This window comes from Candidatus Desulfosporosinus nitrosoreducens (assembly GCF_030954495.1).
GTDB lineage: Bacteria > Bacillota > Desulfitobacteriia > Desulfitobacteriales > Desulfitobacteriaceae > Desulfosporosinus > Desulfosporosinus nitrosoreducens.
In genome coordinates, this window is sequence record NZ_JAVHUW010000026.1 from 112,171 (window position 1) to 122,185 (window position 10,015).

The 10,015-nt window shown below is 46.5% G+C and carries 11 protein-coding genes; 8 read left to right on the forward strand and 3 right to left on the reverse strand.

Translation table 11 applies throughout. The annotated features are described in order from the left end of the window. The first annotated feature begins 168 nt into the window (after positions 1-168). From REC12_RS03260 to REC12_RS03280, 5 genes are all read left to right on the forward strand, one after another. Positions 169-1,647 (forward strand): Lsa family ABC-F type ribosomal protection protein, encoded by a 1,479-nt coding sequence (locus REC12_RS03260; RefSeq protein WP_308892344.1) that lies wholly within the window; start codon positions 169-171, stop codon positions 1,645-1,647. A 71-nt stretch (positions 1,648-1,718) separates the two neighbouring features. Beyond that, positions 1,719-2,300 carry an NAD(P)H-dependent oxidoreductase gene (locus REC12_RS03265; protein WP_308892346.1) on the forward strand — a complete coding sequence of 194 codons (582 nt, stop codon included), beginning with the start codon at positions 1,719-1,721 and terminating at the stop codon, positions 2,298-2,300. A gap of 154 nt (positions 2,301-2,454) precedes the next feature. Then, positions 2,455-5,091 (forward strand): DNA polymerase I, encoded by a 2,637-nt coding sequence (gene polA, locus REC12_RS03270; RefSeq protein WP_308892347.1) that lies wholly within the window; start codon positions 2,455-2,457, stop codon positions 5,089-5,091. Positions 5,092-5,119: 28 nt separating this feature from the next. Further along, on the forward strand, positions 5,120-5,941 hold the full coding sequence (mutM, locus tag REC12_RS03275; protein ID WP_308892348.1) for a bifunctional DNA-formamidopyrimidine glycosylase/DNA-(apurinic or apyrimidinic site) lyase: 822 nt from the start codon (positions 5,120-5,122) through the stop codon (positions 5,939-5,941). Positions 5,942-6,284: 343 nt separating this feature from the next. Next, complete coding sequence (locus REC12_RS03280) at positions 6,285-6,686, forward strand: type II toxin-antitoxin system HicB family antitoxin (RefSeq protein ID WP_308892350.1); 402 nt, start codon at positions 6,285-6,287, stop codon at positions 6,684-6,686. A gap of 92 nt (positions 6,687-6,778) precedes the next feature. Here the strand turns inward: REC12_RS03280 and REC12_RS03285 are convergent, their stop codons facing one another. Further along, positions 6,779-7,018 (reverse strand): DUF2922 domain-containing protein, encoded by a 240-nt coding sequence (locus tag REC12_RS03285; protein ID WP_308892352.1) that lies wholly within the window; start codon positions 7,016-7,018, stop codon positions 6,779-6,781. Between the two features lie 34 nt (positions 7,019-7,052). Then, positions 7,053-7,277: a DUF1659 domain-containing protein gene (locus tag REC12_RS03290; RefSeq protein WP_308892353.1), complete on the reverse strand. Its 225-nt coding sequence runs from the start codon at positions 7,275-7,277 to the stop codon at positions 7,053-7,055. 223 nt (positions 7,278-7,500) lie between these two features. On the opposite strand from REC12_RS03290, the gene REC12_RS03295 reads away from it, so the two are divergent. After that, positions 7,501-8,358 carry a DUF3102 domain-containing protein gene (locus tag REC12_RS03295; RefSeq protein WP_308892355.1) on the forward strand — a complete coding sequence of 286 codons (858 nt, stop codon included), beginning with the start codon at positions 7,501-7,503 and terminating at the stop codon, positions 8,356-8,358. 65 nt (positions 8,359-8,423) lie between these two features. Here REC12_RS03295 and REC12_RS03300 read toward each other — a convergent pair whose 3' ends face one another. Continuing rightward, positions 8,424-8,906 carry a metal-dependent transcriptional regulator gene (locus REC12_RS03300; protein WP_308892356.1) on the reverse strand — a complete coding sequence of 161 codons (483 nt, stop codon included), beginning with the start codon at positions 8,904-8,906 and terminating at the stop codon, positions 8,424-8,426. 126 nt (positions 8,907-9,032) lie between these two features. On the opposite strand from REC12_RS03300, the gene REC12_RS03305 reads away from it, so the two are divergent. Both REC12_RS03305 and REC12_RS03310 read left to right on the forward strand, forming a co-directional pair. Beyond that, a complete protein-coding gene (locus REC12_RS03305) occupies positions 9,033-9,272 on the forward strand; it encodes a FeoA family protein (protein ID WP_308892358.1) in 240 nt (79 codons plus the stop codon). 124 nt (positions 9,273-9,396) lie between these two features. Continuing rightward, positions 9,397-10,015 (forward strand): FeoB small GTPase domain-containing protein (locus REC12_RS03310; protein WP_308892359.1); only part of this gene is annotated, 619 nt, incomplete at its 3' end.

Genomic DNA, 10,015 nt, shown 5'->3' on the forward strand with positions numbered 1-10,015 from the left:
AAACCGCCTCTTTTATTGTGCTTAGCAAGAAAGTTACTATTTCTTTTCACTCAAATAATACATTCTTACCATACCCGAGACCGGGCTGGTTTTGCTGTATCGTTATGAGCTGCAAGAATTTACTTTCTTGCAGCTTTTATTATGTCTTGTTATACAGGAGGATGTTTTATGTCGTTAATAAATGTTTCCAACCTGACCTTTGCTTACGAGGGCAGTTATGACAACATCTTTGAAAACGTCAGTTTTCAAATAGACACGGATTGGAAATTGGGGTTCACGGGAAGAAATGGCAGAGGTAAGACCACATTTCTCAACTTGTTGCTCGGCAATTATGACTATCGGGGCAATATCTCCGCCAATGTGAGTTTTGAATATTTTCCTTTTAATGTAGAAAACAAAGCAAATAACACCCTTGACGTTATCGCCGACATTTTTCCGGACTATCTTTATTGGAAGTTGACGCGTGAACTTTCTTTGCTGGAGGTTGCCGAAGAGGTTTTATATCGTCCTTTCGCTTCCTTATCCAATGGAGAACAGACAAAAGTGCTGCTTGCCGCCTTGTTTCTTAAAGAAAATAGTTTTCTTTTAATTGATGAGCCGACCAATCACCTGGATATGGCGGCAAGAAAGCTGGTCAGTGACTATCTCAAGAGCAAACAGGGTTTTATTTTAGTGTCACACGACCGAGCATTTCTGGATAACTGCGTTGACCACATTCTTTCGATCAATAAGACCAATATCGAAATCCAAAAAGGCAATTTTTCCTGTTGGTGGGAGAATAAAAAAAGGCAGGATAGTTTTGAGCTCGCGGAAAATGAAAAGCTTAGAAAAGACATTCACCGCTTGACGGATTCCGCTCAGCGGACAAGTAAATGGTCGCAGGACGTGGAAAAATCCAAAAACGGCACCAAAAATTCCGGTTCCAAGCTGGATAAGGGCTATGTAGGGCATAAGGCCGCTAAAATGATGAAGCGTTCCAAGTCCATTGAAAACCGACGCCAAGCCGCTCTGGATGAAAAATCCAGGCTTCTCCAAAACCTTGAGGATTCCGACAGCCTGAAGCTTTCTCAGTTGGCCTACCATAAAGAACGGCTTGTTGAGCTGGATAATGTTTCAGTTTTTTACGATGGAATGATGGCTTGCTCAGATATAAGTTTTACGCTTGAGCAGGGTGACCGCGTTGTGCTTAGGGGCAAAAACGGCTCAGGGAAATCGAGCATTCTTAAACTTATTTGTGGTGAGACCATGAATTATACCGGTACTTTCAGAAAAGGAAGCCAGCTTAAGATATCTTATGTCTCACAGGACACATCTTGTCTGCAGGGGGAACTAGCGGATTATGCCGCGGACAACGAAATTGATGAAAGCCTTTTTAAAGCGATTTTAAGAAAGCTTGGTTTTTCCAGAGTTCAGTTCGCAAAGGATATAGCAACCTTTAGCGGCGGCCAAAAGAAAAAAGTGCTGATTGCCAAAAGTTTATGTGAACAGGCACATCTCTATGTTTGGGATGAACCGCTCAATTATATTGATATACTTTCCCGTATCCAAATCGAAGAGCTGTTACTTGAATATCAGCCGACTATTTTGTTTGTGGAACATGATAGGACGTTCAGTGAGAATGTCGCCACAAAGTTTATAACGATCTGATTAACGTGTATGTCCTATTTGCATTAATTTTCCTTTTGGATATAATACTGAATTAAAAGGAGGCATGTCATTTGAAAAAATTAATTATTTTCGCCCATCAACACCAGGATAGTTTTAACCGGGCCATCTTAGATCAGGTGGAATCCACTTTAAAAGAAAAGGGCCATGAAGTAATCGTCCGTGATTTGTACAAACTTAATTTTCAGCCCTTATTAAAACCGGAAGACACTGAGTCGATGAAAACCGGAAAAATTCCGGAGGATATTAAGACTGAACAAAACTTCATTACCGAGTCCGATGCCATTATCTTCATTTATCCCATTTGGTGGTCCAATATGCCGGCGATTCTCAAAGGCTATTTTGATCGGGTGTTTTCTTTTGGCTTTGCCTATACTGCGGGAGCTCAAGGCGCTGTTCCTCTATTAAAGGGCAAGAAAGGTATGATTATTAATACCTACGGTGCCCCCGAGGAGCACTATGAATCGATTGGCATGAATGCGGCTTTTAAAACCACAATGGATGTGGGCATTTTCGGCTTTACAGGCATCGAACCTGTGGAGCATCTGTTGTTTGGATCGGTAACTGAGGTGGATGATTCCGCCCGTAAAAAAATGCTGGAAAAGATTAAGGAAACGGTAAAGAAATCTTTTTAATAAAAATAAGAAACCTACTCCTGACGACCTGAGATTTGCATAAGGGAAAAGCAGCTTGCTTAGCGGTAAGCTGCTTTTTTGCACCTAGGTCCTATGGTTTGTGAGAAAGCGGCCGGTATGATATAGTAAATGCGAAGAGAAAGGGGTTTTCACAATGCCGAAGATGGTGATTTTAGACGGAAACAGCCTTGCGAATCGCGCTTTCTATGCTTTACCGCCTTTAACGACGTCGGATGGGCGTCCGACTAATGTATTGCATGGTTTTCTGACGATGCTTTTTCGCTTAGAACAGGAACAACACCCGGATTACTGGGTGGTAGCTTTCGATAAAACAAAGGCAACAGTGCGGATTGAACAGTATGCCGGGTATAAGGCCCAGAGAAAGGAAACTCCGGAAGGCTTGCGCCCGCAGTTTGACTATCTCAAGGAAATTCTCACGGAGCTCGATGTTCCCATGTTGGAGCTGGCGGGCTATGAAGCCGATGACCTGATTGCCGCAGTGACCAAGCAGGCAGAAATTCAGGGTATGGAGATCCAGGTCTATACGGGTGATAGAGATGCTTTGCAGCTTATTTCCCCCAAGACCCATATCTTTTTAACCAAAAAAGGAATCAGCGACGTTGAGTGTTATGACGAACATGCTTTGTGGGAGCGCTATCAACTGCGTCCCTACCAAATTATTGATTTAAAAGGCCTGATGGGAGATACTTCGGATAATATTCCGGGTGTTCCGGGCGTTGGTGAAAAAACAGCCCTGAAATTGCTCTGGGAATATGAAACTGTGGAAGGAGTCTTGGCGAACGCGGATAAAGTCTCCGGGAAAAAGCTGCAAAACAATTTAATGGAATATGCGGATCAAGCCAGACTTAGTAAAACCTTAGCGACAATGCTCACGGATGTTCCGCTGCCTTTTTCCTTGGACAACCTTATTTATCGGCATCCTCAGGCCGCCAAAGTGCTTCCCGTTTTAAAGAAATACGATTTAAAAAGTGTCACTCGCTTGTGGCAGGAACGTTACGCCAATGATGGAGAGGGTAAAAGTGAAACGCCTGAAATAGCTCTAGTGCCCTGGCCGGAACGTGAGCTGACTGAAGAGGGCTGGCTTCAGCAGATTGGACAGTGGCAAGCCGCCCGGCAAACGCTTACCTTAGCCTGCCGCCATGAAGGCACCGGACTGCAGGGCGGACGCTGGCTGGAATGGGGTGTGGCTGTCTCCGGGGAGTCCTTCAAGCTGACCCGGGATGAAGTGTCTTCCGCAGTTGTTGAGGCTTGGCTGGAGCTGTTGGAAAACGAACAAGTGCCTAAAACCTTAACAGATAGTAAAACCGTGACCTTATTGCTGGGAAATGAAAACAGAACCTTAAAGGGAGTCGCCTTTGACTTAGGCTTGGCTTCCTACTTGATCCAATCTTCCCGGACAAAGTTTGCGCCTCTGGATTTGGTTAAGGAATATGTTCCCCAGCAAGACGCTTTCGGGAGTGTAGCGGAAGAAGCCTCAGCCTTGGCTCAAGTCGCACCTAAATTTCAAGAAGACCTGGTAGCCCTGGGCTTGGGAGAATTGCTGCATTCTATTGAAGAACCTTTAAGCTTTGTTTTAGCACAAATGGAGCGGCAAGGGATTGGCATTGACGTGGAGCAGCTGGTGCATTTCGGTGAAGGAATCAGTGATACCTTAAAAGAATTGGAACAAGATATTTATGATTTGGCGGAGACGACCTTTAATATTAACTCTCCTAAACAATTAGGAGCTATTTTATTTGAAAAATTGGGGTTAGCGACGGCTAAGAAGACTAAAACCGGATATTCCACTGATGCTGATACTCTGGAAGACCTGCGCACAGCACATCCGATTATTGAGAAGATCTTAGATTATCGTCAGCTCAATAAGCTTATGTCTACTTATGTCAACGGATTGCTTGCTCAAGAGAAGGATGGACGAATTCATACTACCTTCCAGCAAACTGTGACAGCGACCGGCCGTTTGTCGAGCACTGAACCCAATTTGCAGAACATCCCGATTCGGCTGGAACAGGGACGGCTGCTGCGAAAAGTTTTTCATCCCACGGAACCGGGCTGGATTCTTCTTTCGGCCGATTATTCTCAAATTGAACTGCGCATTTTAGCTCACTACTCTCAAGATCCTTTGCTCTGCGAGTCTTTCGCTTTAGGGCAGGATGTTCACACCAGAACGGCGGCGGAAGTTTTCGGTATTTCCCTTGAGGCAGTCACCCCGGGAATGCGCAGAAGCGCCAAGGCCGTTAATTTTGGACTCGTTTATGGCTTAACGGAATTCGGTCTTTCCCGAGATTTAGGAATTCCCCGCAAAGAGTCGAAGTTTTACATTGAACAATATTTTAAACGCTATAGTGGTGTAAAATGTTATTTGGAAAGCGTGGTGGCGCAAGCGAAACAGGAGGGACAAGTCCGTACCTTGTTAAACCGTTTGCGCAGGATTCCTGAACTATTTCACGCTAATAGGGTCCAGCGGCAGCTTGGGGAGCGCATAGCCATGAATACCCCCGTTCAGGGAACCGCAGCCGATATCATGAAACTGGCCATGATCCAGGTTGCCGAAAGAATAAAACCCTTCCGGGCGGCTATACTCTTGCAAGTTCATGACGAACTCCTGCTTCAAGTCGCTCCGGAGGATTTGGCAAGCGTCGCTCGCCTGCTTAAAGTAACCATGGAAAACGCCTTCCCGCTTTCCGTTCCTATGACCGTGGACTGTAAAGTCGGAACAAACTGGTATGATATGCAGAAATATATACCGGAACAATTGTCTGACGCTTAAAGCAAAGAGGAAAAGAAGAGGAGTAATTATGCCTGAATTGCCGGAGGTCGAAACGATTCGACGAACTTTAGCGGTACACATTAAGGATTTGAAAATCAACGACGTAAAACTGATATGGCCCACTGCTGTTTGCGGTTGGCAGGACAAAGCTTTCGCGGAGTTAGTCATCGGACGCCGAATCATAGAGCTGGACCGCCGGGGAAAGTATCTCCTCATTCGTTTGGATGAGGAACTGACGCTAATCGCCCATATGCGGATGACGGGGCGCCTTAATTATTATGCGGATCACAGGGAGCCGGAAAAGCATACCCATGTAGTTCTCCAATTGGAACGCGGGGAAGTGCATTTCTCCGATGTGCGCAAATTTGGCAGGATACAAGCCATACCCACCCCGCTGTGTGTCCGGGAATCCTCCCTAAGCAAGCTTGGTCCCGAACCCTTGGAGGCCGAGTTCACGCCGGAAGTGCTCAAAGACCGTCTTATAAAGAAAAAAGTCACTTTTAAAGCCGCTTTGCTCGACCAGCATGTCCTGGCCGGGTTGGGGAACATTTATGCGGATGAATCTCTTTTCCTGGCGGGAATATCGCCTCAACGCCGGGCAGACACTTTGTCCGAAGAGGAAAGCGTCAAACTGCACGCGGCCATAAAGACGGTGCTCCAGGCCGGTGTCGATGCCCAAGGGACATCCTTCCGGGATTACCGGGATGCTAACGGAGAAAAAGGCTGGTTTGAACAGGATCTGCAGGTTTATGGCAGGGGCGGGGAACCCTGTAAAGTTTGCGGGCAAACCTTAGAGCGCCTTCGCCTTGCCGGACGGACAACGGTGTATTGTCCGCAGTGTCAGAAGTAACAGGTGTAATTGTCATTTTCCAGGGTGATCAGGATGAACCCGTGTTCGGCCTGCAGGAGAGATTTTCTTTTGCCGAAAGCATCTCTGCTTAAGGGCAGAGATGCAAACTTATAGGATCTAAAAGCCTTCACAGCACAATGATGCGTTTGAAGGCTTTATTTATTACTTCGCGCTTCTCTTATCCGTTGTGTCCCTGAGCTCCCTTCTGTCATATAGTGTACAAGGCAAACAGGCATTTTTTGTACTATCAGAAAGTATAAAGAGCAACTAAACTGCCGCCTGCGCCAGCCAAGTTTTCTTTATTTGGCGCGAATAGGGGAGATTCCAACAAGGGAGGATCAAGATGAAAAAATATGTTTATAGGGCTTATATTGGAAAAGATGAAGAGACCGGAAAGTTTAAAGTCTTTTTTCCGGATTTTCCGGGCTTCAGTGCTGAAGGAAAAGATTTCGTTGAGGCTTATTTGGCGGCCAGGAGTGCGTTGGGGTGTTATCTCTATGATCTGGAAAAAAATCAGGAACCAATCCCCGAAAACACGTTTTTTGCAGATGGGATTCAGACGTGGGAGGCGGTGGTTCCAATAGAAGTCGATACGCTGGAAGTCCGGCGTATAAACGACGCTGGGCTCATCAATAAAAGCTTGCGGATCCCTAGGTGGCTGGACGATCTGGCCAAAGAAAACAGAATAAACTTCTCTCAGGTTCTGCGGGAAGCACTGCAAGAGAAGCTGGAAATTGAGGACTGAGCGGCAGCGGCCCGGGACTGCCGGCAAAGATGACTTGGCCGGCAGTCTAAATGCTAGCCGTGGTTACGTCAAAGTGGGTGTCAAGACCGTGTTTAAGCCTGGGATGAGTCAAAAAGGTCGTTAGTGGTGGTGTCGACTATCCTAACGTCCCGTGCTCCTGTGATTGCACCGCTGGATGTTAAGAAAATATCGCTGTTGACAACCGTATCCATAACGGCCAGAACCTCAGCCTGGCTCAGGTCTTCCCGTGGATTAGGAATCGTTATTAAAAAACTTTTACCGCCGGCGGTGGTAAAACTTAATCTTACCACCTTGCTGGTTGTGATGGCCATTCGCTTACCCCTTTCGTTTGGATTGACTTGCCGGTTACTCGTCGGTCAGCTGGAAGTTCTTTCGCAGCGTCACGTCCAGTATCGGATGCAGCGACAGACTGAATAAAGCCTGCGCCACCTCATACAGAGCTTGCTCCTGGGCGTCGGCCCGCACATAGCTCAGGCTTTTCAGCCGGGTTATCGGAGCTCCGGCCGGGGTGGTTCCGTTCTGGTAGGCTACGACCAGCGCCGAATCCAAAGGTGTTGCTACGACAGCCATTCCTTCACCTCCTTCGTTCCATTGACAAACCGGGTTGATCCAGCATGTCCCTATATTTTATGACCTTGCTTGTCCAGGGGTTACAACCTGAAAAAATTAAAGCCTATTCCCAGAATGGACAACGTTGTCTATTCTGGGGAATAGGCTTTTTATGAGTTTGTCACCTTTGTTAGGTTACCACATATGATGAGAATGAAGGACAAGGAGAGGATTGAGACAATTCGTGAGCGATTCGATTACAAATCGTACGCCCCTGGTTATTGCGGCTGAAATAAATGCGATCAGACACCAGATGGAAAAAATTTTCTTGGTCCAGGCCATCGAAATTGGACGGCGGCTGAAGGAAGCTAAGGACCTGCTCCCCTATGGGGAATGGGGTAAGTGGCTGGAGGAGACCGTGAATTACACGCAGAGAACAGCCGATCGGTTTATGCTGATTTTTGAGGCCTACGGGAGCAATCAGCCTGCCTTCCCCGAAGTCGGCGCCCAGGCTCAGGAACTGCCGAGTTTGACCTCCTCTCAGGCCCTGATCCTTTTGGGGCTTCCGAAGCAAGACCGGGCTCAGTTCCTCGTCGATCTGGATGTGGAAGGCCTGAGCACCCGTGAAATGAAAAAGGCGGTGGATAACTGGAAGCTGGCTCAACAGGAAAAAGACCGGGCCCTTGAGGAGCGGGACCAGGCCCGGCAGGATAATGAGAATCTTCGGCAAGGCCTGAACGAAGAAAAGGACAAAAACGCTGGGATGAGCGGGGAGCGCGATAACCTGAAGGCTGAGGTGGATGTTCTGAAGAAGGTCAGGCAGAAACTGGAGCAGGATATGGAGAATAAGAAGGCGGAGTATGACAAGCTCAAAGAAAGGATCGGCTACAAGAACATCGAAAAAATGAGTGCCAGCCTTACGGCAGCACATAACAAGGCGGAAGCCAATAAGATCGCCTTTTTATACGACAGTCTGGACAGAACGTTCAAAGAACTTGCCTATGAGATGGCAAGGTTCGCGGGGAAGAATCCGGAGGTGCATGCCATGTACCAAGAAAAGGTGAAAAGTTTTCTGCTTAATGCGCTTAAAGAGAAGTTGTGATTTTAAGCTTCAATCAGACAACTTTAAAAAAAGCAGGTTCTAGCGCTTAGGCTGAACCCTATACACTATTTTTGCCTACTTTCTTTGAAATCGTTAAAGCCTTTTTGTGCCGCTGTATCAAGCCTAAAATATTCAAGCAAATTATTCAGATCTGAAACAGTGGAGGAACTTAGTGAATGCTCAATTAGTTCTGTTTCCTCAAGGGGATTGGAATTACCGATTAGTCTTAAAAAGCTTTCCACGGTTTCATGCCGATTTAAAAGGTATTTGCCAATGTTCCTGCCGCTGTCTGTCAGTTGGATAATTTCGTAACGGTCATATTTTAAGTAACCAAGATTGGCCAGTTTGAAAATCATTTTGGAGGCGGACGATGGCTTGACATTTAAAAGCTCGGACAGCTTTCCGACGCGGGTGTAATCATTCTCCAGACAAAGCCTGTAGGCCATCTCCAGATAGTCTTCCTGAGCGGGGGTTAATTGACCCTCTTGTTGATTTGCAAGTTGATATCCCCGAACGGTCCGAAAATCCGAATTCTTGTTGTCATTCATAAAATCAAATCCTTATTAAAAATTTTTCTTTCGGTATAATGTATTCGTAACACATTCAGCTTAGGAACCATATGTTAGCGTAGGGAAAATTTCTTCCACCAGGCTAATTATTAGGAGGGTTTTACATTGAATAACCATCAAATAGCGTTAAATCAGCTGCCAATCGGCAAAAAAGCCAATGTTACAGCCCTGACATCCGATGGTGCAACTAGAAGGCGCATGCTCGATCTCGGTATTATCGACGGAACTGAAATTGAGCCGCTCTATAAAAGCCCGTCCGGCAACCCAGTGGCCTATTTGATCAGAGGAGCCGTCATCGCTTTGCGGTCCGACGTATCGGGAAGGATCATGGTATCAATGTCGTAAATTCATGGGGGGCGATAGCAAACCGGATTTTATGTCTACATAAATCGTTTAAGGATACGTGAAAGCAGGCAATTTTGGTGTTCCTTTCGCCCCGCCAGTTTATTTTTAGGGAGGAGTAACTATTATGGGATTAACAAGTACATCGACAGGAGCGGAACTATTAAATTACTGCGGACTACATATCGCAAGAGAAACACAGCAGGATAAAATCGTGGCCCTTGCCGGAAATCCCAACGTTGGGAAAAGCACGGTATTCAACAGTCTGACGGGTTTGAATCAGCACACGGGCAACTGGCCGGGAAAAACGGTCCTCAACGCCCAAGGCAAATATCGGCATCAGAGCAAGAATTATATCATGGTGGACATACCGGGCACGTATTCGCTGATGGCCAACTCCACAGAAGAGGAAATCGCCCGCGACTTTATCTGCTTCGGAGGGGCGGACGCAGTTGTGATTGTCGCCGACGCTACCTGCCTTGAACGGAATCTTAATCTGGTTCTTCAGACGATGGAGATTACCGACAAGGTTGTGCTGTGCGTTAATCTGATGGATGAGGCTCAAAAAAAGAAGATCCGGATTAATTTGGATCTGCTTGCCGCCAGTTTGGGTATTCCGGTGGTTGGAACCAGTGCGAGAAGCGGCAGGGGCCTTGATCATTTGATGAACGCAGTAAGTTCTCTTACGGAGAACTCTCTTCAGGTAAATCCTCTGTTCCTGACTTACAGCGCTGAAATTGAAAAGG

What these genes read in the sequence shown, in the direction of transcription:
- REC12_RS03300 (WP_308892356.1), bottom strand. Translation starts at nt 8,906, where the DNA reads ATGAATGACAACAAGAATTCGGATTTTCGGACCGTTCGGGGATATCAA.
- REC12_RS03260 (WP_308892344.1), top strand. Translation starts at nt 169, where the DNA reads ATGTCGTTAATAAATGTTTCCAACCTGACCTTTGCTTACGAGGGCAGT.
- REC12_RS03280 (WP_308892350.1), top strand. Translation starts at nt 6,285, where the DNA reads ATGAAAAAATATGTTTATAGGGCTTATATTGGAAAAGATGAAGAGACC.
- REC12_RS03290 (WP_308892353.1), bottom strand. Translation starts at nt 7,277, where the DNA reads ATGGCTGTCGTAGCAACACCTTTGGATTCGGCGCTGGTCGTAGCCTAC.
- REC12_RS03285 (WP_308892352.1), bottom strand. Translation starts at nt 7,018, where the DNA reads ATGGCCATCACAACCAGCAAGGTGGTAAGATTAAGTTTTACCACCGCC.
- polA (WP_308892347.1), top strand. Translation starts at nt 2,455, where the DNA reads ATGCCGAAGATGGTGATTTTAGACGGAAACAGCCTTGCGAATCGCGCT.
- mutM (WP_308892348.1), top strand. Translation starts at nt 5,120, where the DNA reads ATGCCTGAATTGCCGGAGGTCGAAACGATTCGACGAACTTTAGCGGTA.